Below are 25,743 nucleotides of genomic sequence, written 5' to 3' on the forward strand. Positions count from 1 at the left end.
AAGTGGTCATCTTTTTGTCTTTAAAAATAGTTTTCAATCTGATGACAATCAGCTTACAAAATTTTATTTTAGTAAAATTAATGTTTACTTCTTTCTCAATATGTATTAGTGTCTTTAATAAGTTTTACATATTTCAAAATAACATTTGCATCTGCGGTTATTTTTTTGTAAAATAAGTTCTTTATAGGAATGCACGTTCGCTGAAAGCACCTTCACTTATTGATTTATATAGGTTTTATAAAGGTTTCTCCTTGCTTAGCGAAAAAGGATGTGTTAATCTACTATCAGAAATTATTTTCTGCATTGGTCGATTCTTCCTTGAAACCCAATATTCATGCGGAAAATCATTGAATTATAGCCGTTAATCGTATAAGATTAGCGTGTTAACAGTAAAATGCGTCTCTATCATGTATAGATTCTGCATAATCTGTGAAGAAATGAAATTAACAGAATGCTTTTATTGCTTAACAAACAATCTTTGGGAGGAGGTGAAAGGCATGAATAAAACAGAACTTATCAACGCGGTAGCAGAAGCTAGCGAATTATCTAAAAAAGATGCAACGAAAGCGGTTGATGCTGTTTTCGATACACTTTTAGATGCACTTAAAAACGGTGATAAAGTACAATTGATCGGTTTTGGTAATTTCGAAGTACGTGAGCGTGCGGCTCGTAAAGGACGCAACCCACAAACTGGCGAAGAAATCGAAATCGCAGCAAGCAAAGTGCCTGCGTTCAAACCAGGTAAGGCTCTTAAAGACGCTGTTGCTGGAAAATAATGTGCTCTTACCCGTGTATGATGCATAAATTACATACACAAAAATGCCATGGATAGCCCCTTTTATAGGGGCTTTTCCTTTGTTCTGGAAAAAAGTTAAGACATGTCTGTCGCATAAACTTCACAAGATGCATCATTCTTTGCTTTTAATTGCTTACATATGCTAGAATCTGTATCAAATATATTGTTTTTAGGAGGATATGTATGGGGCAAATCAATACTCAGCAGATCGAAGAGGCGGTAAGGCTCATACTTGAGGCGATAGGGGAAGATCCAAATCGCGAAGGGCTGCTTGATACTCCTAAGCGAGTTGCTAAAATGTATGCCGAAGTATTCTCTGGACTTAACGAAGACCCAAAAGAGCATTTTAAAACCGTGTTCGGCGAAGACCATGAAGAACTTGTGCTGGTAAAGGATATTCCATTTCATTCGATGTGTGAGCATCACCTTGTTCCGTTTTTTGGCAAGGCTCACATTGCATACATACCAAAAGGCGGAAAAGTAACGGGGCTGAGCAAGCTTGCCAGAGCTGTTGAAGCTGTTTGCAGAAGACCGCAGCTTCAAGAAAGAATTACCTCGACAATTGCAGACAGCATTGTTGATTCATTAGAACCGCATGGCGTCATGGTGGTTGTAGAAGCAGAACATATGTGCATGACAATGCGGGGAGTCAAAAAGCCTGGAAGCAAAACAGTGACATCAGCTGTCAGAGGTGTTTTTGTGAAAGATCCTGCAGCCAGAGCGGAAGTATTATCATTTATTAAAGAATAAGGATTCGGGGGTGTACATATGAAAGACAACTCAAATGATTTTTTAGTGATTAAAGCGGTGGAAGATGGAGTGAATGTCATCGGTCTGACCCGCGGATCGGATACTCGATTTCATCATTCAGAGAAGCTTGATAAAGGCGAGGTCATGATTGCCCAGTTTACTGAGCATACATCTGCTATCAAGATAAGAGGCAAAGCTATTATTCAGACGAGCTACGGTGAAATAGAAAGCGACTCCAGAAGATAATTTTCTGACGGCTGCAATTATGGTATAATATTAAGTATTCAGCTGTAACTGTTTGTTGCTGTTGCTGGTTTTTCGAAAAAATTTCTATTTACATGGGGACAAGGGTGATTCATTTGCAAGACATCTATGTACAAATGGCTAAGATTAAAGACGCGCTGCACGTAAAGCTCACTCATCCATTTTTAGCAAAATATATACCTTCTCCTGTGATTGATGAAGATAAACTGCTCCTCTTCTATGCTTTGTTCGATCAGATTGATCTTCCAGATGAAAAAAAAGAGAACTACATAATTACAGCGATGCTTGTGCAAATTGCCCTTGATACTCATGATGAAGTATCCACTTCCGTTCATTTAAAGCAGGAAGAGTTCATGCAAAGACAGCTTATTGTTCTTGCAGGAGACTACTTCAGCGGTCTGTATTACGCGTTATTATCAGAAATGCAGGATATTGGAATGATTCGAACGTTAGCAACGGCAATAAAAGAGATAAATGAACATAAAATTCGTCTGTACGAAGAGACTGTAAGTGATTTTGATTCATTCGTTGCAAGTATCATAAAAGTAGAAACGGCTCTTTTTCAGCATGTTTCTGATTATTTTCAGGCAGGCCTATTCTCTAAGCTGACGACAAAATTTTTATCATACAAGCGGCTGATGCTTGAGAAAAACAGATACAACGCAGAATCTTTATCGATCATGAGGAATTTGGAGAAAAAGAAGAAAAATATCGGCACAATCGAATTTACCGGAGTGTATTTAAAAGAGTTTTGCAACCGTTATTTCGAAGAGACAGCCGAGCTTTTAGAAAGCTGTTTTCAGCAGCCGTCCTCTCTGCAGAATGTCCTGTTAGCAAGATTGCAGTCATTCAAGTATAATCAGGATATAAGATACACTACGCTTGCGGAAGAAGGTTTATGAAATGCAGCAATCCAAAGAAGAAAGAGTCCATTCTGTATTTGAAAAAATATATAAAAACTACGATAAAATGAATTCAGTCATCAGTTTTCAGCGCCATATTGCCTGGCGCCGCGAAACAATGAAACGAATGAATGTCAAGCAAGGATCGATTGCCCTGGATGTTTGCTGCGGCACAGCTGACTGGACGATTGCTATGGCTGATGCGGTAGGCGGGAGAGGCCGGGCTATTGGTCTTGATTTCAGCAACAATATGCTGAAAATTGGCAGAGAGAAAATAAAAGATTACTCCAATATTGAATTAATTCACGGCAATGCCATGGAACTTCCTTTTGAAGACAACACGTTTGATTATGTAACGATCGGTTTTGGACTTCGGAATGTTCCAGACTATATGACCGTGCTTAAGGAAATGCACCGCGTTGTTAAGCCAGGCGGAAAAGTAGTCTGCCTCGAAACCTCCCAGCCGACCATGATTGGGTTTAAGCAGCTTTATTACGGTTACTTCCGATTTGTGATGCCTGTTTTCGGAAAGCTGTTTGCTAAGAGCTACAATGAATATTCATGGCTGCAGGAATCAGCCAGAGATTTCCCGGGTATGCGTGAGCTTGCACAAATGTTCAGAGATGCGGGCTTTAAAGATGTAGAAGTGAAGCCTTTTACAGGCGGCGTAGCCGCGATGCATCTCGGGTGCAAATGAATTTTTTTTGTTTATAATTCTGTCCAGTTCCTTCCATTAAGATTCACTGGCGGAGGTATTGGATGCGGACATATGTACTGCAATCTATCATTAGACCAGCCATGTTTTAAAAATGCGAGTATTTAGGTGAATTGAATGAAATTTAAAATGGCGTATTCGTTCTTAAATGCAGATCTTGATCTGATTGAACAGGAACTTGAAAAAACGGTAAGCTCAACAGAGCCTCTGTTAAGCGAGGCAGGGCTTCACCTTCTTCAGGCAGGGGGAAAGCGTATCCGCCCTGTTTTTGTATTGCTTTCTGCCATGTTTGGCGAATATGATATCGAAAAAGTCAAAAAAGTGGCCATCGCTCTTGAAATTATTCATATGGCATCTTTAGTGCATGATGATGTGATTGATGATGCTGAGCTCAGGCGGGGGAAACCGACCATTAAAGCAAAGTGGGATAACCGCATTGCCATGTATACAGGGGATTATTTATTTGCAAGATCCCTTGAGATTATGACATCTTTAGAAAATATTGCAGCACATCAAATCCTTTCAAAAACAATTGTTGAAGTATCTCTTGGTGAAATTGAACAAATAAAAGACAAGTATGACTTTGACCAGAATCTGCGTGTTTATTTAAGACGCATTAAAAGGAAAACAGCGTTATTAATTGCTGCCAGCTGCCAGCTTGGAGCGATTGCAGGCGGTGTTCCGGAATCTATACATAAAAAATTATTCCTGTTCGGCTATTACGTGGGGATGTCCTTTCAAATTACAGATGATATTCTCGATTTTACTTCTACAGAAGAAGAGCTTGGAAAGCCTGTTGGAGGAGACCTGCTGCAGGGCAACATTACCCTTCCAGTGCTGTTTGCAATGGAAAATTCCGAGCTGAAAAACAAAATCAGCAAGGTTGCAAGTGATACGGACGAAACTGAAATGGCTGAGATTATTGATGCCATCCTATCTACAAATGCAATTGAGCGGTCCATACAAGTCAGCGACATGTATCTTCAAAAAGGGTTCAGCATTTTAAATCAATTGCCGAAAAATCGGGCAAGATCTGCTTTATCCAATATTGCAAAATATATTGGAAAAAGAAAATTTTAAATTCCTTCGCCCCATACGATTGCGAAAACAGTGAAAAAATGGTACGATTTGCATGGGGCATGAAAGCCCATACATAACAATCGCGGGGTGGAGAAATTACGATGGAAAAAACATTTATGATGGTCAAACCTGATGGCGTTCAGCGTCAGCTTATCGGGAAAATTGTTTCTAGATTTGAAAGTAAGGGCTTACATTTAGTTGGGGCTAAATTAATGCAAATTCCGGTTTCACTTGCTGAACAGCACTACGGGGAACACAACGGGAAGCCATTCTTCGGAGAATTAGTTGAATTCATCACATCCGGACCAGTTTTCGCTATGGTTTGGGAAGGGGAAAATGTGATCGAAATCTCCCGCACGATGATGGGAAAAACAAAACCAGCCGAAGCATTGCCGGGTACAATCAGAGGCGACTATGGTTTATTCGTAGGAAAAAACATCATCCACGGTTCTGATTCACCGGAAAGTGCAGAGCGCGAAATTAATCTATTCTTCAAACAAGAAGAATTAGTAGAATACGACAAAGATATTCATACTTGGATTTACTGATCCGCCTAAAGGCCAGCAGAGATGCTGGCTTTTCTCGTGTTTAAATATCACTTCCCATTAAATCTTTCTATGTGAATTTTTAAGAGTTTTCAGATTTTTTATTCAGGCCTCACAAGAGACTATCACTTTCCGATATACTATACATAGAGGGAATTCCTGCAGGAGAGTTGAGTCAGATGGAATATATGCAATTTCAGAAAGAATTTAAAAAGTTAACAGGAATAGATCTAGGTCTTTATAAAGAGGCACAAATGAAAAGAAGAATTACTTCTCTTTATTTGAAAAGGGGATATAACAGTTTTAAGGAGTATGGTTCAGCACTTCAAAGAGATAGGGAGCTGCTCTATGAACTTCTGGACAGAATAACAATCAACGTTACAGAGTTTTATCGGAATAGGAAGCGCTGGGATCTATTAGAGACTGAATTGCTGCCTGCTATGCTAAGCGGGTCCCGCCCGCTGAGAATATGGAGCGCAGCCTGTTCAACCGGTGAAGAGCCTTATACAATCGCAATGATTTTGTCAAAATATTTGCCATTGCGCTCTATTAAAATTCTGGCAACAGACTTAGACGAAAATGTCATAGCCAGAGCAAAGCTCGGGATGTATCCGGAAAGAAGTCTTGCTGAGCTGCCGGGTGAGATGAAGAGCAAATATTTTGTTCAGGATGGGGCAGGCTATCAAATTAGCAAAGAAATCATTGAGACTGTACAATTTAAAAAACACAATCTGCTCTCAGACCCTTTTGAAAGCGGATTTGATTTAATTATTTGCCGAAATGTGCTGATTTATTTTACGGAAGATGCGAAGAATATGCTTTATCATAAGTTTTCAAGGGCTTTGAAAAACGGGGGTATCTTTTTTATCGGGAGCACGGAACAGATTTTTTACAGTCAGCAATATGACCTTGAATCAGCAGGCACCTTTTTTTACAGAAAAATACAGCTGTAAACTTTCTATTCAATTTTTCATACATATGGTATAGTGTTACTTAAAAGCGTTAGTGCGCTGAAGGGAGAGCTTTAGATGAGATACTTAACAGCAGGAGAATCACATGGACCGCAGTTAACCGCTATTGTTGAAGGAGTGCCGGCGGGGCTGTCAATTACTGCAGAGGATATTAACCTCGATCTTTCGCGCAGACAAAAGGGACATGGCAGAGGAAGAAGAATGCAGATTGAGAAGGACGAGGTTCAGATTACAAGCGGAATCCGTCATGGAAAAGCACTTGGCTCTCCAATCGCACTTGTAGTTGAAAATAATGATTGGAAACATTGGACAAATATTATGGGTATCGAGCCTTTAGAAGAAGGCGAAGAAAAAGATATTAAACGCCAGATCAGCCGTCCGAGGCCTGGACATGCTGATTTAAACGGAGCGATTAAATACGGGCACAGAGATATCCGCAACGTGCTTGAACGCTCGTCTGCCCGTGAAACAACGGTCAGAGTTGCGGTTGGTGCAGTAGCTAAAAAGCTATTGGCAGAGCTTGGCATTAAAGTTGCAGGCCATGTAGTTGAAATCGGAGCAATAAAAGCTGAAAAAACAGATTATACGTCTATTGAAGAATTACAGCGGGTTACTGAGGAATCGCCTGTCCGCTGCCTGGATGAGAATGCTGCAGTAAAAATGATGCAGGCCATTGATGATGCTAAGAGCAATGGCGATTCCATCGGCGGTGTCGTGGAAGTGATTGTAGAAGGAATGCCTTCCGGGGTCGGCAGTTACGTTCATTACGACCGCAAGCTTGATTCGAAAATTGCAGCGGCTATCGTTAGCATCAATGCTTTTAAAGGTGTGGAATTTGGCATCGGTTTTGAAGCAGCCCGAAGATTTGGCAGTGAAGTACATGACGAAATTATTTGGAGCGAAGAGAATGGCTACTCACGCAAAACGAATCGCTTAGGCGGTTTAGAAGGCGGAATGTCTACGGGCATGCCGATTGTAGTCAGAGGAGTCATGAAGCCAATTCCAACCCTTTATAAACCTCTTCAAAGTGTTGATATTGAAACGAAAGAACCTTTTTCAGCCAGCATCGAACGTTCTGACAGCTGTGCTGTGCCTGCAGCAAGTGTAGTTGCAGAAGCCGTTGTGGCATGGGAAATCGCGAATGCGATTCTTGAACAATTCGGTTCAGACCGAATAGATGCAATCCGTGAGCACGTTCAGGAAATGCGCGAGTATGCGAGGAAGTTCTAATGAAGAATTTGCTTATTGAAACTGCTTCCGGATCATATCCTGTTTCAGTAGGAAGAAATATCATTGAAACTGAACTGATTAAACAAGTAAAAGTAATAAAACCTTCCAGTATATTGATTATTGCTGATGCAGCTGTTCAAAGCCTTTACGGTGAGCGGCTGCTGAATGCAATGAGTCATTCTTATAAGACGGAAGTCTTCGTTGTACCGAGCGGAGAAGAGAATAAATCATTCCAATCTTTTTATGATATTCAAACGCTCGCTCTTAAACTTGGACTTGACCGGAAATCTCTCATTCTTGCATTCGGCGGAGGAGTTATTGGTGACTTGGCTGGTTTTGCTGCTGCTACATATATGAGAGGTATCCCATTCATTCAGCTGCCGACTACTTTGCTTGCGCATGATAGTGCGGTCGGAGGGAAAGTCGCGATTAACCATCCAGAAGGAAAGAATATGATTGGTGCGTTTCATCAGCCCCGAGCAGTCATTTATGATCTGGCTTTTCTTTCGACATTGCCGGTTCATGAGCTTCGTTCTGGTTTTGCAGAAGTGATAAAACACGGTCTGATAGGAAATGCAGATTTCTATCATTGGCTGACGTCTGAAATTTCTGTTCTCGATGATCTGGATGATGAAAAACTTCAGCATATGATTCTTGAAGGGATTCGTGTCAAAGCGGCAGTAGTAAAAGAAGATGAAAAAGAAACCGGAGTGAGAGCCCATCTGAACTTTGGCCATACCCTGGGACATGCGATTGAAGCTTCCGAAGGATATGGAAAGATCAGCCACGGTGATGGTGTTGCCATCGGCATGCTTTTTGCGATTTGGCTCAGCGGGAAGATTCACAGCTTGAGTCTTCCTTATGAAAAAATCAAAAATTGGTTTAAAGAATTAGGCTTTCCGGTTGAAGTGCCTGAAAACTTATCTGCGGATGCTTTAATCAGCAGAATGCTGAAAGATAAAAAGTCGCATTCCGGGACGATCACGATGGTTCTGTTAAAAACGATCGGAGCACCGGAAACTTCATCTTTCGAAAGAGATCAATTAAGATCCTTGCTAGAAACATGGAGACAGGAGGGATCAGTTTGATTCGTGCAATTAGAGGAGCTGCTACAGTTGAACACAATGATGAAGATCAGATCATCAAAGCAACGGAAGCTCTTGTTCTAGAAATGATTGAAAAAAATAAAGTTGAGCCTGAAGATGTCGCATCTGTCCTGCTCTCAATGACTGCAGATTTAGATGCGGTTTTTCCAGCAAAAGCTCTGCGGAATTTTGACGGATGGGAATATGTTCCTGTCATGTGCATGCAGGAAATCCCTGTAGCAGGAAGTCTTGAAAAGTGCATCAGGGTCATGATGACAGTGGAGACTGAGCTTAATCAAAAAGAAGTAAAGCATGTTTATCAGGGGAAAGCGATTGTGCTAAGACCCGATTTAACAGGCAAAGAATAAAATCAAATGAAAATATAGTGCCTGATGTTCCTCACTTAGGCGGGAACATCATTCGTTGACAGAAAACAGCATGTGTATTAAGATAGACCCCAAGAATAGAAATTAGAAGAGAGCTTCTAATATGTTCCAGTGCGTTAGATGAGTATAGTGAGCAAGTCAGATTAGTTCAGTGAAAAATCAATTAGTTTAGCATAGTTTAGGGTAGCCGAGAATGAGTTTAGCTGAGGTCTTTTATATTTTCCGTTACGGTTAAGACTACCCAAAAACAGAGATTCTTTGTTTTTGGGTTTTTTCGTTTTACCGCAGCGCTTCCGCTTAAAACCTCCTAAATACTTATTCTCCACAATGCTGGAGGAGTGAGTACTTATGTTTCATACCGATTTTGCCTCATTTAAACAAGATAGCATGAGCTATCAAACCATACCTGTTATTAAGTCTTTTCAAGTTGACACGTTCACCCCGATTCAGCTTTTTAAAGTGTTTGAAGATGAAGCGGTGTATTTATTAGAAAGCAAAGACGCGGAATCATCATGGTCACGTTATTCATTTATTGGATTAAATCCTTTTTTGTTCATTGAAGAAGAAAATGACCGCTACTGCGTGAGGTCCAAACAAAGAAAAACAATCTATGAATCTTCTTCTCTGAAAGAAATCTTTCAATGGATGGACGGCTATTTAAAAGTAAAGCTTCCAGATCTTGATATTCCGTTTGCAGGGGGCGCTGTAGGCTATTTAGGATATGATTCCGTTACGATGTTTGAACGCGTTCCAAAGCATGCCAATCAAGATTTGAACTTTAAGAAGTGCCTTTTATTCGTTTGCCATACGATGATCGCATTCGATCATATTGATAAAACACTTTCGTTTATCCATTACGAACGCCTCTCCGGAAAAGAGTCAGAAGGAGGCAAGCGTGCAGTTTATGACATTGCTGAAACCAAAATCAATCAGCTGATCTCCCAACTGACTGAAAAAAGGGATTTCAATGATTTGATGCTTTCTCCGATGGATCAGGCATCTGTTTCGTTTGAAGGAGTAACCTCCAATTTTGAAAAGGATGATTTTCTTGACTCAGTCGAAAAAATAAAAGAATACATCAGAGCAGGGGATATTTTTCAGGGTGTTCTTTCTCAAAGATTCGAAATGCCAATAACAGCTAAAGGCTTTGACTTATATCGAATGCTGAGGGTTGTGAATCCCTCGCCTTACATGTTTTACATCAAATTTGATGAGACTGAGCTGATCGGCAGTTCTCCTGAGAGGCTGATCTACGTTCAGGACGGCTATCTCGAAATTCATCCGATTGCAGGAACCAGAAAACGCGGAAAGACGGAAGAAGAGGATCTCAGGATGGCGGAAGACCTGCGCAGCGATGAAAAGGAAAAAGCAGAGCATTATATGCTTGTTGACCTGGCAAGAAATGATATAGGCAGAGTAGCTGATTATGGGACAGTTAAGACTCCGGTTTTAATGGAGCTCGGACGTTTTTCACACGTGATGCATTTAATTTCAAAGGTGACCGGTCAATTAAAAACCGGCATACATCCCATTGATGCTCTGCTTTCATCATTCCCGGCCGGAACGGTATCGGGTGCCCCTAAAGTGCGGGCCATGCAGATTCTGCAGGAGCTCGAACCAACAGCGAGAAACGCGTACGCAGGGTGCATTGCCTATATTGGCTTTGACGGCAATATTGATTCTTGCATTACAATCAGGACAATTTCTTTGCAGGGCGGAAAAGCTTATGTTCAGGCAGGAGCCGGAATTGTAGCAGATTCAAAGCCTGAACTAGAATGGAAAGAAACGAGAAATAAAGCAAGCGCCTTAATTAAAACCATTGAACTTGCAGAAAAAGTGTTTGGCAAAAAGGAGGAGGCAGAAAATGAAAACATTACTCAGCAAATGCATTGAAGGCTACACGCTGACCGAAGAAGAGGCAATGGCTGCCATGAATCAGGTAATGGAGGGAAAAGCCACTTCCAGCCAAATCGCAAGTTTCATTTCCATATTAAGATTCCGCGGTGAAACGGTTGACGAGCTTGTCGGTTTTGCAAAAGCAATGAAACAGCATATGACCCGCATTGATTATGCAGAGGAACTGATTGATACATGCGGAACAGGCGGAGACGGGGCATCGACATTTAATATTTCGACTGCATCAGCAATCCTTGCGTCTGCGCTCGGAGTAAAAGTAGCAAAGCACGGCAATCGGGCAATCTCATCAAAAAGCGGCAGTGCAGATGTGCTTGAACAGCTTGGGATCTCCATTCAAACAACACCGGATGAAGCGAAGCTCGCTCTGCAGGCTTATGATATGAGTTTTCTGTTCGCGCCTATCTACCATTCTTCCATGAAACATGCTGTAAGCCCTAGACAGGAAATCGGCTTCAGAACGGTTTTTAACCTTCTTGGACCATTAGCAAACCCTGCTGATGCCAAGCGCCAGGTAATGGGAGTGTTCTCTACAGAGTATGCAGAAAAAATAGCCTTTGCCCTGCGCGAGCTTGGCTCAGAACATGTTCTCCTTGTTACAGGAAGAGATGGCCTCGACGAATGCAGTATTACAGGTGTAACAGATATTGTTGAACTGAAAAACGGCAAGATTGACCGTTATGAAATAACCCCGGAAGAGATGGGACTGCAGCGCGGAGAATTAAAAGACATCCAGGTTGAGAGCCCAGCTGAAAGTGCAGAACTGATTCTGGGTGTGTTCGAAGGGAAGCGCAGCGGGGCGGCGGCAGACATTGTTGCACTGAATGCCGGTGCTGCTTTATATGTAGCAGGCAAAACGGATTCACTTGCTGATGGAGTGAAAAAAGCGGCAGACGCAATCGCAAATGGCACAGCCTATCGTCAGCTCGCCCGTCTTCAAAGAAAGAAGGAGGAGCAGTATGCTTACTAAAATTCTTGAAAAAAAACGGGAAGAAGTGCTTTCACTGACTATTCCTGAAAGAACTAACGTATCTGAACGCTCATTTTACAGTGCCTTGAAGCATTCAAACCGGAAACCGGCTTTAATCGCGGAAGTAAAAAAGGCATCTCCTTCTAAAGGGATCATTAAAGAGAATTTTCATCCGGTGGAAATTGCAAAAGCTTATGAAGCTGGAAAAGCAGATTGTCTCTCTGTTTTAACAGATGAAAGCTTTTTTCAGGGCCATCGTGATTTTATAGTGGAAATTAAGAAAGAAGTCAGTCTCCCGGTGTTAAGGAAGGATTTCATTATTGATCACAAGCAAGTTGAGGAATCCAGGAATATAGGGGCAGATGCCATCCTTTTAATAGGAGAGGCGCTTGAAGCTAAAGAGCTGCACGAACTGTATGTGCATGCTTATGAGCTCGGCATGGATGTATTGGTGGAAGTGCATTCTCTGGCAGTTCTGGAAAAGCTTATGTCTGAGTTCACCCCTAAAATACTAGGTGTGAATAATAGAGATCTTTCAACCTTTAAGACAAATATCCATCAAATAAAGACAATAAGCACATCCGTTCCAAAAGATACTCTGCTAGTGAGTGAAAGCGGCATTTTTACATTTGAAGATGTGAAAACTGTTCAGCAAGAAGGCGCTCATGCCATTTTAGTCGGAGAATCACTCATGCGCGGTGAGAATCAAACAGCTGCCATCAAAGCTCTATACGGAGAAGAAAATGAGTAAACCTTTGATCAAGTTATGCGGAAATCGATCTTTGGAAGATTTAAAGCTGACAGGCAAGTCAAAGGCAGATTATCTCGGACTTATTTTTGCTGAAAGTAAGCGGACAGTGGAAGCTCTGGATGTAAAAGAGTGGCTAAAAGAAGTTGAAACTGAGGATAAACAATTAGTGGCGATATTTGTAAATGCCCGCCTGAATGAAATAGAACAAGTCATGAATGAACTTCCAATCGATGTCATTCAATGCCACGGCTCGGAGACAGTCAAAGAAATTGCTGAAATCAAGCATCATTTTAAGAGGGAAGTATGGAAGGCATTGCCCCATTATGAGGGAACACTGACTGATATGAAATTATATGCAGAAGCAGCGGACGGCTTTGTGATTGATTCTAAAGTCAAAGAAGCTTTCGGAGGAACTGGACAGACATTCGATTGGTCAAAAGTACCGTCTTATATACAGGCCGCTGAGGAGATAAACAAAACACTCTTCATTGCAGGAGGCATTACTCCTGGCAATATTGAACAGCTGCTCGGGCTACATCCGCCGGGCATCGATATTTCAAGCGGCATTGAACAAAACGGAAAAAAAGATGAGGCCTTATTGACAAGGCTAGAAGAAAGGGTGAATCACCATGTATCAGTTTCCAGATGAATTTGGCAGATTCGGAGATTTTGGAGGGAAATATGTACCTGAAACGTTAATGCAGCCGCTTGAAGAATTGCAAGAGGCATTTGCAGAAGCGGCGGCCGATCCTGAATTTATGAACGAATACCACCGTCTTCTCATTGAATATTCCGGAAGGCCGACAACATTGACCTATGCCGAAAACATAACGAAAAAACTTGGCGGAGCAAAGATTTTTCTGAAACGCGAGGATCTTAACCATACAGGCGCTCACAAAATTAATAATGCGATTGGCCAGGCCCTACTGGCACAGAAAATGGGGAAAACAAAAATTATTGCAGAGACAGGTGCAGGACAGCACGGTGTCGCGGCAGCAACCGTTGCAGCAAAATTTGGCCTTGAATGCAAAGTCTTTATGGGGGAAGAAGATGTGATCCGTCAGCAGCTTAACGTCTTTCGGATGAAGCTGCTCGGGGCGGAAGTTATCCCTGTTCACAGCGGAAATAAAACGCTGAAGGATGCTACGAACGAAGCGATCAGATACTGGGTTCAGCATTGTGAGGATCATTTTTATATGATCGGTTCAGTAGTAGGACCTCATCCATATCCGCAAATGGTCAGAGAGTTTCAAAGAGTAATAGGAGATGAAGCGAAGCAGCAGCTGGCTGAACGAATGGATTGCCTTCCTGATAAAGTAGTCGCATGCGTCGGCGGAGGAAGCAATGCGATTGGCATGTTTGCAGCCTTCATTGAGGAAGATGTTGAGCTTGTCGGCGTTGAAGCGGCAGGCAAAGGCGTTGATACACCTCTCCATGCTGCAACCATCACCAAGGGCACAAAAGGAGTTATTCATGGTTCGCTCACTTACCTGATCCAGGATGAGTACGGGCAAATTATTGAACCATACTCCATTTCAGCCGGGCTTGATTACCCTGGAATTGGACCTGAGCATGCACACCTTGCAGATACAGGCCGGGTGAAATATGAGAGCGTAACTGATGACGAGGCCTTAGAAGCGTTAACTGTCTTAGCAAAGGAAGAAGGAATTCTTCCGGCTATTGAAACCGCCCATGCTCTTGCAAAGGCCTTCCAGCTTGCAGAGAAAATGGATCCAGATGAAACGCTGCTCATCTGTTTATCAGGACGCGGAGACAAAGATGTTCATACACTAATGGAATCTCTTGAAGGGAGCGATAAGAATGCAGGAATACTTGCAGAAGCAGCTTGCGCAAAATAAGAAATTATTTATCCCGTTTATAACAGCAGGCGACCCAAATGGTGAAGCCACAATCGGACTCGCGCTTACTCTTCAGAAGGCTGGAGCTTCAGCTATTGAACTTGGCATCCCATATTCAGATCCCCTGGCGGACGGTCCTGTCATCCAAAGGGCTTCGCAAAGATCGCTGTCGGCCGGTATGAATATTGTAAAAGCCATGGAACTCGTTCCATCTATGCGCGAAAGAGGTCTAACTATTCCAATAATTCTTTTTACGTATTATAATCCTGTGTTACAATTAGGAAAAGAATCCTTCTTTGCTTTAGCGGAAAAAAACACAATAGACGGGCTGCTGATTCCGGATCTTCCTTTTGAAGAGAGCGGAGATTTGAGAGAGTCCTGCAAGCAGCATGGCGTCACGTTTATTTCAATGGTTGCCCCTACATCTGTTCAGCGGCTTAAGAAAATTGTGTCAAATGCAGAAGGCTTTCTTTACTGTGTTTCATCGTTAGGTGTAACAGGTTCGAGAAAGACGTTCGATCAGCGCATTTACGATTTTCTGAGTGAGGTAAAACAAGAAGCTTCAGTTCCTGTCGTTGTCGGTTTCGGTGTTTCTTCAAAGGAACACGTAGAAGAACTGACAAAGGTATGTGACGGAGTTGTTGTAGGCAGTGCACTAATTGAAGAAGTTGAGAGGTTATCTTCAAAACTGAAAGAGGCTGATTCATTGGATGCTGCCCTTCTCGAGTTTGAAGAAAAAGCTTCCTCCTTTGTTTCAAATGCTAAAGTAAGCACAGGATGAAACGCGCAGCAAGCGGAGAAATCTTCGCTTTTATTAAAGAAGAGGTGTCCATTCATGCAAATTAAAGATCAGCTTACGAACTTAAAACCGTATCAGCCCGGTAAACCAATTGAAGAAGTAAAAAAAGAGTATAACTTAACTCACATTGTGAAGCTCGCTTCCAACGAAAATCCATACGGCAGCTCAGAACGCGCGAAAAAAGCCATTCAGGATGAACTGAATCAGCTTGCTATGTATCCAGACGGCTACAGTGCTCTGCTTCGTGAAACGCTGGCACGTTTTTTAAACGTAGAGGAAAATGAAATTATTTTTGGAAATGGATCCGATGAAATTGTCCAGATCATTTGCCGCGCCTTTTTGAAGAAAGGGACGAACACAGTAATGGCAACACCGACATTTCCTCAATACCGCCACAATGCCATCATTGAAGGCGCGGATATTAAGGAAATTCCGCTGATCGATGGAGATCACGATCTGAACTCCATGCTTGCAGCAATTGACGAACAAACAAAGGTCATTTGGCTATGTTCACCAAACAATCCAACAGGTACTTATATCAACGAGCAGTCTTTGCATGCTTTCATGAAAAAGGTGCCAAATCATGTGCTTGTTATCCTGGATGAAGCTTACTATGAATATGTAACAGCATCTGATTTTCCGGAAACACTGCCATTAATCAAACAATATAAAAACGTCATGATTCTCCGCACTTTCTCAAAAGCATACGGCCTTGCAGCCCTCCGCGTCGGTTACGGAATTGCGAACAGGGAGTTAATCAAAAGCATCGAACCTGCAAGAGAGCCCTTTAATACGAACCGTTTAGGACAGACTGCCGCACTGCATGCTTTAGGTGATCAGGATTTCATTAAACAATGTGCAGAAAAAAACAAACAGGGTCTTGAACAGTTTTACAATTTCAGTAAGGAACACGGTTTATCCTACTATCCTTCAGAAGGAAACTTTATTCTGATCGATTTTAACCGCGATGCGGATGAAGTATTTCAGGCACTGCTGGAAAAAGGCTATATTGTCCGTTCCGGCAAAGCACTCGGATTTCCAACGTCTATCCGCATCACAATCGGAACGAAAGAACAAAACGAAGAGATTCTGCAGATTCTAACAGAATTGATTTCATAAAAGAAGAGGTGATCTTAATCACCTCTTTCTTATAAATATAGGGAATATAAAGTTTTATACTTTTTGTCTAGCTCCATCGCTCAGGCTCCTCGGACAGAACAATTCCGTCAAAAAAGTCAAACCCGGACTTTTCCGCCGGATTCTTATCTGTCATGCCTGAGCTAAACGGGCGATTCCGCTTTTCTATACATATTGCAGCTGAGGGTGATAAAGAATGGAACAGCAGATTGAAAAAATTCATCTCATCGGACTCGGGTTAATCGGCGGTTCGATCGCCCTTGCGATTAAGCAGGAGTTTCCTGCTATAAAGATTGCCGGGTATGATATTAATCAAAGTCAGGCTGAAATCGCCAAGACTCTGACCGTAATCGATGAAATAGCTCCAAATCAATTCGGCGGCATAGAAACAGCCGATTTAATTATTCTTGCTACTCCGGTAGAACAGACTTTGTCCATAATTGACTCATTAAGTTCACAACATTTAAAAGAAAGCGTCATTATTACGGATGTAGGCAGCACAAAACAAAAAATCAGCAAATACGCTGATTCTGTTTTCGGGGACGGGGTGCAGTTTATCGGCGGACATCCAATGGCCGGTTCTCATAAATCAGGGGTGATCGCGGCGAAAGCCCACCTTTTTGAAAATGCCTTTTATATCCTGACGCCGACGGATCATACATCCCATGCTTCGCTTAGTATCCTTCAGAACGTCTTAAAAGGAACGAAAGCTCATTTTGTTGAAATGACTCCAGCTGAACATGACGAGGTTACAGGTGTAATCAGTCATTTTCCGCATATCGTTGCAGCGAGTCTTGTTCATCAGGCAGGCCGTTTTGAAGACAGTCATCCTTTGATTAAGCGTCTGGCAGCGGGAGGATTCCGCGATATCACGAGGATTGCCTCAAGCAGCCCCGCGATGTGGAGAGATATTCTCCTACATAATAAAGACAAGCTGCTTGCTTTATTTGATGACTGGCAATACGAAATGAACCGGGTCAGAGAGCTTGTTGATGGACTTAATGGAGATGCTCTATTTTCGTACTTTCAGGAGGCAAAGGATTTTAGAGATGGCCTGCCTGAGAGAGAAAAAGGAGCTATTCCTTCTTTTTACGATTTATATGTGGATGTACCTGATTATCCAGGTGTCATTTCTGAAATTACAGGTTATCTTGCAATGGAGGAAATCAGCATCACGAACATCCGGATTATCGAAACGCGCGAAGAGATTTATGGTGTGCTGAGATTAAGCTTCCAGACGGATGTCGACCGTGAACGTGCACAAAAATGCATCGAGAAATATACAGACTACAAAACATTTTTCAGTTAATGAGGTGAGGACCATGTCAAATGAAAAGAAATTGCGGAGAGCAGAGGCGTTAAGCGGTGAAATTGCCATTCCGGGTGATAAATCCATTTCACATAGAGCGGTGATGTTTGGAGCTCTTGCAAACGGTGAGACTGTCATTGAAAATTTCCTTGCAGGAGCAGACTGTTTATCAACGATTGCCTGCTTCAGACAAATGGGCGTTGAAATCGATCAGGAAGGAACAAAGGTGAAAGTGTCTGGCAAAGGTATTAATGCACTCAGGGAACCTGAGGGAATACTGGATGTCGGCAATTCGGGAACAACTACCCGTCTTATGCTTGGCATTTTAGCAGGACGTCCTTTTCATGCCTGTATCGTTGGCGATGAATCGATCGCTAAAAGACCGATGACACGCGTCACTGACCCGCTGAGAGAAATGGGAGCAGCTATCGATGGCAGACAAAACGGCAATTACACGCCTATTTCTATTCGCGGCGGCAAGCTTAGTGGATTAGAGTATGTATCCCCTGTAGCAAGCGCTCAAGTTAAGTCAGCGATTCTGCTCGCAGGGCTTCAGGCAAATAACGAAAAAACGAAAGTAACAGAACCGCATAAATCAAGGGATCATACAGAAAGAATGCTGAGAGCATTTGGTATAGAAGTGAAGGAAGAAGGTCTGTCAGCAGAATTGATCGGAGGTCAGTCTTTACAGGCTGCATCTATTCAGGTTCCAGGAGATATTTCTTCTGCTGCCTTCTTCTTAGTAGCAGGTGCAATTGTTCCATCAAGTACCATTACGCTGAAAAATGTAGGGATTAATCCGACCAGAATCGGGATCATTGAGGTTCTCCGTCAAATGGGTGCGGATTTAACAATCGAAGAGAGAGGATCTCACGCCCATGAGCCTGCTGCAGATTTAACGATTTCAACCTCTGAATTAAAAGGAACGGTCATTTCAGGCGAACTGATTCCGCGATTGATTGATGAGATTCCCGTTATTGCTCTGCTTGCCACTCAAGCTGAAGGGGATACTGTTATTAAAGATGCAAGTGAGCTGAAAGTAAAAGAAACAAACCGCATTGATACAGTTGTTCAGGAGCTGAAAAAACTTGGAGCAGATATTGAACCGACAGATGATGGCATGATTATCCGCGGTAAACAGACCTTAAGAAACTCAGCTTCTGTATCAAGCCACGGTGATCATCGAATTGGAATGATGCTTGCTGTTGCAGCCCTTATAACGGAAGGAGACGTTTCATTGTCAGATCATGAAGCAATCAATGTATCCTATCCGCAATTTTTTGATCACTTAAATCAGCTCGCTGATTAAAAAGAGCGGAAGCGCCCGTTCTGGCTGAGGAGTTGGGCGATGAAGCTGGTCATCGAATTAAAAAAATGCCTGCAGAATAAAGTTTTTCTGCAGGTTTTTTCATTAACAGTCATATCCCGCGCCTTCCCTTCATAGCTTGTCTTAAGAAGGTTTCAGGGGGAGGGATAAAAGGCGTTGTCCTATCTTATTGAAGATGCAAATGTTTTAAAAAATGGCGAACTTGTTAAAACTTCCATTCTAATACGAAACAACAAAATTGATTACATGAGTCCTTCGCTGCAGAGGATGACGTGCATGAAAATGAATGCTGCGGACTATCTGTTAACACCTGGACACGTGATGCTTGATTTTTCTATTGGAGGTTCTTTTACAGAAATAAAACGAATCTTTACGGAAAAGCTGATTTCAAAGGGCTGTACCACAGTTATAGCCATTGCTCAGGCAGAATATGAACGGGATCTCCCCGAAGCGATTCGCAAAAAGAAACAAATGATGATTAATTCTCCAATCGATTACTGCATCGGTGTAAAAGTTCCACTGAAAAGATTGACCCCATCATTGCTCATTAGCTGCAAAAAAAATAAAATTCCACTGCTTATTTTAGAGATTCATCCAGAAGATTCAATCGCTGATTTTCCGTGGGAATGGATTCGCGGATGCATATACGGATTCCCGATGACATTCCTGCCTCAATGGACCGGATCATCATCAAATAAAAGGAGAAAACAGTTTGCTGCAATGATGGATAGACACCGGATGGCAGCAGAACCGGACTGTCCTCCTGAACATGAAATTCTAGAAAAATCACTATTAATGAAAATAGGGATATACCCTGAAAAAGGAGAAATCAGGATCGGCGGCGAAGTTGATTATAACCTCTATGTGCGGAATGAATTCAATTCAGTTGAAGAAATGTCCGCTAGCGGGTATCATAATCATATTCCTAAATTTACGATTCATAAGGGACAGCTGATCAAAGTGGATGAAAAAGTCTGCATAAAGCCTGGGTTTGGAGAGTTCTGTTCCATATCCATGTCAGGCAGGTTTGCTGCAAATGCAGTCCCATAAGGATTTTCCTTGGAAAGGGCGTTACAAGTTGAAAAATTCACTAATCGAAGCAATTGAATTAGTTGAGTCAGGACAAGCTGAAGAAGGTTTAAAAAAACTTTCAGGGCTTGAGAAGACTCTGCATGATGAAGAAAAATTTCTGCTTGCAGAAAAATACTACCAGTGGGGCAACACAGAGCACGCTCTGAATATAATGGAAGACATGCATATGTTATATCCGGAAGAATCTGAGGTTACAGTATTTTTAGCAGAAGTCTATATAGATATGGACGAAGAAGAAAAGGCAATTGAACTATTAAGTACAATCCCTGAAACAGATCCTGCGTATGTACAGGCTTTGATCCTTTCAGCTGATTTGTATCAAATGCAGGGATTAAATGAAGTCAGCGAACAAAAGCTGCTGTCTGCCAAAAAAATCGTCCCGGATGAACCCGTCATTGACTTTGCTTTAGGCGAGCTTTATTTTCATCAAGGTCATTATCATAAAGCAATCCCATATTTTAAGGATGTTTTAAAAGAGCACACTGTGTTAACCGGAGTTAATGTGTATCAGAGGCTTGCAGAATCAATCAGCGCCTCAGGCGAATTTGAAGAAGCGCTTCCGTATTATGAGAAAGCGGTCGATGAACAAGTAGATCTGCACACATTGTTCGGCTATGGTTTCACAGCTCTGCAGGCGAATTATCCGAAAACAGCAATTGATCAGTTCTTAAAATTAAAAGAACTCGATCATGAATATACATCTCTTTATTTATATTTAGCTAAAGCATATGAAGAAGAAGGCATGCTAGCGGAAAGCCTCGAAACAGTAAAAGACGGCCTGAAGGCAGATGAGTATAACAAAGAGCTTTACGTTTACGGCGGGAAAATTGCTTTAAAAAATAATTTGCCAAACGAAGCTTCTGCCTTGCTCCAGCAAGCAATTGCCATTGATCCAGGACATGTCGAAGCAACGATTACACTGACAAATATTTATATGCAGGAACAAAAATATGAAGAAGTCATTGACTGTTTGAAAGAAGTAATGAGGTACGGCGAGGAAGATCCTGAATATGACCGTAAATTAGCACGAGCTTATCATCAAACAGAGCAATATTCGGATGCATTAAACCATTACCAGCGAGCATATAATTTCTTCAAGGAAGAACCAGATTTTCTTATAGAGTACGGCTATTACTTGTTAGAGGACGGAAATCGCGCCGCCGCCAGGGAAATGTTCCGTCAGGCATTAAAGCATGATACGGCGAATGTCGAAATCGAAGAGATTTTGATACAATTAGAAGATGATTTTTAACGTCCAATCGGAAGGATTTCACCTAGGATCTGTTGAACTTTAAGAATAAGAATCTACAGTTAGCAGAGGAGGGAAATGCATATGATGGCCCCTGTATCTGTCATTGAGAAGAAGGATTTTATCAGGTGGTTTTTAAATCATTATCAGTTGAAAAGACGGGAATGTGTTTGGATTTTGAATTACTTAATGAGTCACGACACGCTGATGGAAAAAGTGCATTTCGTTGAGCAGGCTCAGTATTGTCCGCGAGGGATTATCATGTCGACCCACTGCGTAGAGGAAGTGCCGTTTCGTTTTTACAAAGAAAATGTCATGACAACGGATGCAGAAAAATCCTTCCATGACATTCGGTTAAACAAAGACGAGGATCTGTACATTCAGCTCAACTTCCGCTCGGCTTACCAATCGCCGAATTATGCAGCAGTGCTTGAAGCGAATCCATTTGTGCCGAAACATCTCAACATTAATGAAAAAGACCGTGTAGTAGCTGAACGCATTTTAGAGCAGTCGATACAAACATTCCAAAAAGAAAAATTACTTCAAATGATTGATGACGCACTTGACCGCCAGGATAAAGCAGCATTTGAAAGCTTAACTGAAAAACTGAAATGCTTGAAATAAGGAAGAACCTCTCTACAAGATGAGGTTCTTTTTTTGATTAAATAGAGGGTAAGCTGAACAATGGTTTTTTCAGAATTTTCAATTGATTTTTCGGTCGAAACGTGACAAAATATGATTGGGATTGTAATCGTTTACATATGTGGAATCATCTCTTTGTAACACTAAAATTGCGCAAACGATTTCGCTTAGAGCTAAAGGGGGAAATGGGATGAGGAGAAAGACAAGCAAGTGGATATCCATTTTGTTAATTATACTGCTTATGGCGAGCGGAGTAATGAGTTCATGGCAGGTGTTTGCTGCTGAACAGAATGTGATAACAGTTGATGGGAACGGTGAGGATTGGGCAGGAATTGAACCAATGGCCATATCTGATAATCCAGGATATGAAGGTTTTCATCTCGGAGATGTACATCTGAAGAATGACAGTCAGTTCCTCTATTATTGGGCTGAAGCTAAAAATGTCCCAAATTGGGGCGATAACGGCATGTACCTGAATGTCGCAATAAATGTTAATAACGAAGATTCGAAAGTGGAAGGAAATCCATGGGGCGCACCGTTCCATTTTGGCGGTACAGACGCAAAGCCCCAGTTTCATATTGTTTCCAGAGTAAAGAATGATCATGAAATAGCGGGTGCTGCATTGTACAGTGCAGAAGACTTTAATCATCCAAAACTCTCAACATGGGAAAATATAAAAGGTGCACAGTTTGCAGCTGACCGCACGAAGGGATTTGAAGGAAGAATTCCTTTAAGCGAACTGGGGCTTGAAAATGATGATCGATTAAAAGCAATTGCCGTATTAAGCGGAAATACCGCCTCTGAACATGGCGCATTTGATGTGAGTCCTGAAGCTGAAGGAAACAATACTGCGGTATCCTGGAATGAAAAAGATCAGCCAAATGGGCAATCTGTTTATAGCAAAGAGTATACTCTTAATGGAATCAGCGATGCAGAACAGCTTGAACTTACTTCAGCAGCTCCTGCTGATGGGGATGAAGACGTTAAAACAACTTCTCCTATTATCCTGACGTTCAATGAGTCTATTAAACTCGGGCAGACAGACGGCATTTCCTTGAAAGAAAATGGAGGACAGGCTGTAACGGCAGCGATTACGGCGGATGCAAATCAGCTGAAAATCGTTCCCGAGACTCTGCAGAAAGCTCAAGACTATACACTGACTGTGCCAAAACAAGCCATCACAGGAGAAAAATCAGGAACAGAATTAAAACAGGATCTCTCCCTTTCTTTTAAAACAAGTGAGATGAAAAGCCCGGTCAAAAGGCATGTTCAGTTTACCTATTCCAGAGAAGATGCCGATTATGACGGATGGAATATATGGACATGGCAGACGGGACTTGAAGATGGCGAAAAACGGTTTACGGAAGAGACTGATCAAGGGGCCGTTTCAACGTTCGAAATTGGAGCAGAGGCATCAAACATTGGATTTGTCATTAGAAAAGGCCAGGACTGGGCTGTAAAAGATCCGTATGATCAAGACCGATATATAGAAACAGACCCAGATCAGCCGCTGACAAAAGTGTTTGTCGAAAGCGGAAAGGCTGAATTTCACACAGTTCCAGCGATAAAAGGTCCTGTCATATCGGAAGGAAAAGCAACATTTTTCTACCGGGATCAGGAGCTCTTCGAAAACAATGCGATGTCAGATATTGAGCATGTAAAAATAAAAATTGACGGCAAGCAATTTGACATGAAATATGATAAGAAAAATGAATATTTCACCTATACATTTGATATCCCTGAAGAGGGCAAATATGAATACTCCTATCTTGTCACAAAGGGCGGAACAACGAATGAAGTAACAGATCCATATTATGAGCAATCATATATAGACTACGTGATTCCAAAAGTAAAGATGAAGGCATCTGTATTTCCAAAAGAAGTCACATCTAATCAGAATGCCGTCTTGAGTTTAGATATAAAATCTGACCAGGAAACAATTCAGTTTTCAGATATGTATGCCGATGCATCGTCTCTTGGAGGCCCGGAAGTATTGCAAATCGATCCTGCACTGAAAGAAGTGAGTTTGTCAGTTAAGGATTCAGTGCCGGCAGGGGATAAAGAAATTCCTGTTACAGCTGTTGATGAATTTGGAAATAAACATACAGCGAAAGCAGCAGTTTCAGTGAAACCGCGAGTTTCCGGAGGAGAAGGGGATTTTGACTGGGATGAGGCACGAATTTACTTTATGCTGACTGATCGCTTTTATGATGGAGACAAAGGGAATAATGACCCGAATCATGAAGGATATGATGTCAACCATCCTGAAACGTATCACGGCGGCGATTTTAAAGGGATAACGAAGAAGCTTGATTATCTTGATGATCTTGGCATCAATACGATCTGGATTACACCGATCGTCGATAATATTGATTGGGATCTGCGTCATAACAAAAGCGGCAATCAATACGGGTATCACGGATATTGGGCAAAGGATTTTTCAAAGCTTGATGAACATCTTGGCGAGATGGACGATTTAAATGAATTGCTTGATAAAGTGCATGAAAGAAATATGAAAGTCATGGTCGATGTGGTCTTGAATCATACCGGCTATGGATTGAAAGAAACGGATAAAAATGAACAAAACATTCCCAATTTCCCTGGGGATGAAGATCGGGAACGATTTAAGGGGATGCTCCGCAGCGGAGGAACGGATGTTATAAAAGGGGAGCTTGCAGGATTGCCGGACCTTATTACCGAAGATCCGGCTGTAAGAAAGCAAATCATTGACTGGCAGACAGCGTGGGCATCACACAAAACTAAAAAAGGAAATGCTATTGACTACTTCAGGGTAGACACTGTAAAACATGTGGAAGATACTACATGGAAAGTATTTAAAAATGAACTGACCAAAGTGAATCCTAATTTTAAAATGATTGGTGAATATTATGGCGGCGGCATCGATAATACAGGATGTTACTTAAACAGCGGACAGATGGATTCTCTGCTTGATTTCAATTTTAAATACGACGCAAGAGATTTTATTAATGGAGAGATTGAAGCTGTTGAAGCAAGACTTGAAGAGCGAAACGGCAAGCTCTCGAACACAGCCGCAATGGGTCAGTTTCTGAGCAGCCATGACGAAGACGGTTTCTTATTGGCGCACGCAGGCGGAGATAAAAGCAAGCAGAAAATTGCCGCTGCTCTGCAAATAACAGCAAAAGGGCAGCCGGTTATCTATTACGGAGAAGAGCTTGGGCAAACTGGAAAACACGCAGGCGACATGGATAAAGGCGAGTTTAATGAAAATAGGTATAATCTTGACTGGGACAATACGGAAAATAATGATCTCCTTGCACATTATCAGAAGCTTTTAAACATCCGTAAAGACTATTCCCGCGTTTTTTCTAAAGGAGAACGGACAAAAGTAGCAGGCAGCAATGAAGATGGGTACCTTGTTTTCAATAGAGACTACAAGGATCAATCTCTGGTTATCGGAATCAACACGACAGAAGATGAACAGCAGATTACAATTGATGTGCCATTTGAAAAGTCTGAGAAGATTATAGATTTATACAGCGGTAAAAAATATAAGGTTTCCAGTGAAAAGCAAGTAACGGTTGACTTAGTGGAACGGGACCTTGGGGGTACATTTATTTTAGCACTTGAAAATGATATGACTGAGCCTCCGGCAGACGGTGAAAATCTTCCTGGTCCGAGTGACGATGATGAAGAAAAACCTGATACAGGCGGCGGAACAGTTCCAGGTCCAAATGAACCTAATAAGAAAGATGATTCAGATAGAATATCATCAGGTGAAACAGATTCGAAGAATGATAACAGCAACAAACTTCCCTTGACTGCGACAAATACCTATACTTACATGGTGATTGGAGCTGTCTTGCTGATAATTGGAACAATTTTATTTCGAAAAAAACACCAGAAAACGTAAAAATGGAGTCCCTTCTAATAAATGAAGGGGCTTTTTGTATTTAGTTTCATTCGTATAAGTATAGAAGAAGAAGAAATA

At 41.8% G+C, this 25,743-nt stretch carries 24 protein-coding genes; all 24 read left to right on the forward strand.

Annotation, left to right across the window (positions count from 1 at the left end):
• Positions 1–497 precede the first annotated feature (497 nt).
• The 24 genes from hbs (at position 498) to GJU41_RS17270 (ending at position 25,665) form a co-directional block, all read left to right on the forward strand.
• Positions 498–776 carry a non-specific DNA-binding protein Hbs gene (gene hbs / locus GJU41_RS17155; protein ID WP_029280242.1) on the forward strand — a complete coding sequence of 93 codons (279 nt, stop codon included), beginning with the start codon at positions 498–500 and terminating at the stop codon, positions 774–776.
• A gap of 203 nt (positions 777–979) precedes the next feature.
• Entirely contained in the window at positions 980–1,546 is a 567-nt protein-coding gene (gene folE, locus GJU41_RS17160; protein ID WP_070878168.1) for a GTP cyclohydrolase I FolE, read from the forward strand.
• A gap of 18 nt (positions 1,547–1,564) precedes the next feature.
• Positions 1,565–1,792 carry a trp RNA-binding attenuation protein MtrB gene (mtrB, locus tag GJU41_RS17165; RefSeq protein WP_070878166.1) on the forward strand — a complete coding sequence of 76 codons (228 nt, stop codon included), beginning with the start codon at positions 1,565–1,567 and terminating at the stop codon, positions 1,790–1,792.
• Between the two features lie 113 nt (positions 1,793–1,905).
• Positions 1,906–2,712, forward strand: a complete 807-nt coding sequence (locus GJU41_RS17170) for a heptaprenyl diphosphate synthase component 1 (protein WP_070878175.1) — start codon at positions 1,906–1,908, stop codon at positions 2,710–2,712.
• 1 nt (position 2,713) lies between these two features.
• On the forward strand, positions 2,714–3,409 hold the full coding sequence (locus GJU41_RS17175; protein ID WP_070878165.1) for a demethylmenaquinone methyltransferase: 696 nt from the start codon (positions 2,714–2,716) through the stop codon (positions 3,407–3,409).
• Positions 3,410–3,544: 135 nt separating this feature from the next.
• Positions 3,545–4,507: a heptaprenyl diphosphate synthase component II gene (hepT, locus tag GJU41_RS17180; protein ID WP_070878163.1), complete on the forward strand. Its 963-nt coding sequence runs from the start codon at positions 3,545–3,547 to the stop codon at positions 4,505–4,507.
• A 101-nt stretch (positions 4,508–4,608) separates the two neighbouring features.
• Positions 4,609–5,055, forward strand: coding sequence for a nucleoside-diphosphate kinase (ndk, locus tag GJU41_RS17185; protein WP_070878161.1), 447 nt, complete (start codon positions 4,609–4,611; stop codon positions 5,053–5,055).
• Positions 5,056–5,231: 176 nt separating this feature from the next.
• The gene (locus GJU41_RS17190; protein WP_070878159.1) at positions 5,232–6,005 is read left to right on the forward strand and encodes a CheR family methyltransferase; all 774 of its coding nucleotides are present in this window, start codon (positions 5,232–5,234) and stop codon (positions 6,003–6,005) included.
• A 75-nt stretch (positions 6,006–6,080) separates the two neighbouring features.
• Positions 6,081–7,253, forward strand: coding sequence for a chorismate synthase (gene aroC, locus GJU41_RS17195; protein WP_154319151.1), 1,173 nt, complete (start codon positions 6,081–6,083; stop codon positions 7,251–7,253).
• A complete protein-coding gene (gene aroB / locus GJU41_RS17200; protein WP_070878155.1) occupies positions 7,253–8,341 on the forward strand; it encodes a 3-dehydroquinate synthase in 1,089 nt (362 codons plus the stop codon). Before aroC ends, aroB begins: the two co-directional genes overlap by 1 nt.
• Positions 8,338–8,706, forward strand: coding sequence for a chorismate mutase (gene aroH, locus GJU41_RS17205; protein WP_070878153.1), 369 nt, complete (start codon positions 8,338–8,340; stop codon positions 8,704–8,706). Before aroB ends, aroH begins: the two co-directional genes overlap by 4 nt.
• 366 nt (positions 8,707–9,072) lie before the next feature.
• On the forward strand, positions 9,073–10,617 hold the full coding sequence (gene trpE, locus GJU41_RS17210) for an anthranilate synthase component I (RefSeq protein ID WP_070878151.1): 1,545 nt from the start codon (positions 9,073–9,075) through the stop codon (positions 10,615–10,617).
• On the forward strand, positions 10,589–11,608 hold the full coding sequence (gene trpD, locus GJU41_RS17215) for an anthranilate phosphoribosyltransferase (protein ID WP_070878150.1): 1,020 nt from the start codon (positions 10,589–10,591) through the stop codon (positions 11,606–11,608). Before trpE ends, trpD begins: the two co-directional genes overlap by 29 nt.
• On the forward strand, positions 11,598–12,359 hold the full coding sequence (gene trpC / locus GJU41_RS17220; protein ID WP_070878148.1) for an indole-3-glycerol phosphate synthase TrpC: 762 nt from the start codon (positions 11,598–11,600) through the stop codon (positions 12,357–12,359). The genes trpD and trpC overlap by 11 nt, the downstream gene beginning before the upstream one ends.
• Positions 12,352–13,008: a phosphoribosylanthranilate isomerase gene (locus tag GJU41_RS17225; RefSeq protein ID WP_070878146.1), complete on the forward strand. Its 657-nt coding sequence runs from the start codon at positions 12,352–12,354 to the stop codon at positions 13,006–13,008. Before trpC ends, GJU41_RS17225 begins: the two co-directional genes overlap by 8 nt.
• Entirely contained in the window at positions 12,989–14,218 is a 1,230-nt protein-coding gene (gene trpB / locus GJU41_RS17230; protein ID WP_154319152.1) for a tryptophan synthase subunit beta, read from the forward strand. Before GJU41_RS17225 ends, trpB begins: the two co-directional genes overlap by 20 nt.
• Complete coding sequence (trpA, locus tag GJU41_RS17235) at positions 14,181–14,999, forward strand: tryptophan synthase subunit alpha (RefSeq protein ID WP_070878142.1); 819 nt, start codon at positions 14,181–14,183, stop codon at positions 14,997–14,999. Before trpB ends, trpA begins: the two co-directional genes overlap by 38 nt.
• A gap of 54 nt (positions 15,000–15,053) precedes the next feature.
• The gene (hisC, locus tag GJU41_RS17240) at positions 15,054–16,136 is read left to right on the forward strand and encodes a histidinol-phosphate transaminase (protein ID WP_070878141.1); all 1,083 of its coding nucleotides are present in this window, start codon (positions 15,054–15,056) and stop codon (positions 16,134–16,136) included.
• A gap of 214 nt (positions 16,137–16,350) precedes the next feature.
• Positions 16,351–17,463: a prephenate dehydrogenase gene (locus GJU41_RS17245; RefSeq protein WP_070878139.1), complete on the forward strand. Its 1,113-nt coding sequence runs from the start codon at positions 16,351–16,353 to the stop codon at positions 17,461–17,463.
• A 13-nt stretch (positions 17,464–17,476) separates the two neighbouring features.
• Complete coding sequence (aroA, locus tag GJU41_RS17250; protein ID WP_070878137.1) at positions 17,477–18,772, forward strand: 3-phosphoshikimate 1-carboxyvinyltransferase; 1,296 nt, start codon at positions 17,477–17,479, stop codon at positions 18,770–18,772.
• A gap of 174 nt (positions 18,773–18,946) precedes the next feature.
• On the forward strand, positions 18,947–19,840 hold the full coding sequence (locus GJU41_RS17255) for a hypothetical protein (protein WP_154319153.1): 894 nt from the start codon (positions 18,947–18,949) through the stop codon (positions 19,838–19,840).
• Positions 19,827–21,134 carry a tetratricopeptide repeat protein gene (locus GJU41_RS17260; protein ID WP_070878134.1) on the forward strand — a complete coding sequence of 436 codons (1,308 nt, stop codon included), beginning with the start codon at positions 19,827–19,829 and terminating at the stop codon, positions 21,132–21,134. The genes GJU41_RS17255 and GJU41_RS17260 overlap by 14 nt, the downstream gene beginning before the upstream one ends.
• Positions 21,135–21,215: 81 nt before the next feature.
• Entirely contained in the window at positions 21,216–21,755 is a 540-nt protein-coding gene (locus GJU41_RS17265) for a ReoY family proteolytic degradation factor (RefSeq protein WP_070878132.1), read from the forward strand.
• Between the two features lie 208 nt (positions 21,756–21,963).
• On the forward strand, positions 21,964–25,665 hold the full coding sequence (locus GJU41_RS17270; protein ID WP_154319154.1) for an alpha-amylase family glycosyl hydrolase: 3,702 nt from the start codon (positions 21,964–21,966) through the stop codon (positions 25,663–25,665).
• The last annotated feature ends 78 nt before the right edge of the window (positions 25,666–25,743 follow it).

It is taken from the genome of Metabacillus idriensis (assembly GCF_009674765.1).
GTDB lineage: Bacteria > Bacillota > Bacilli > Bacillales > Bacillaceae > Bacillus_P > Bacillus_P idriensis.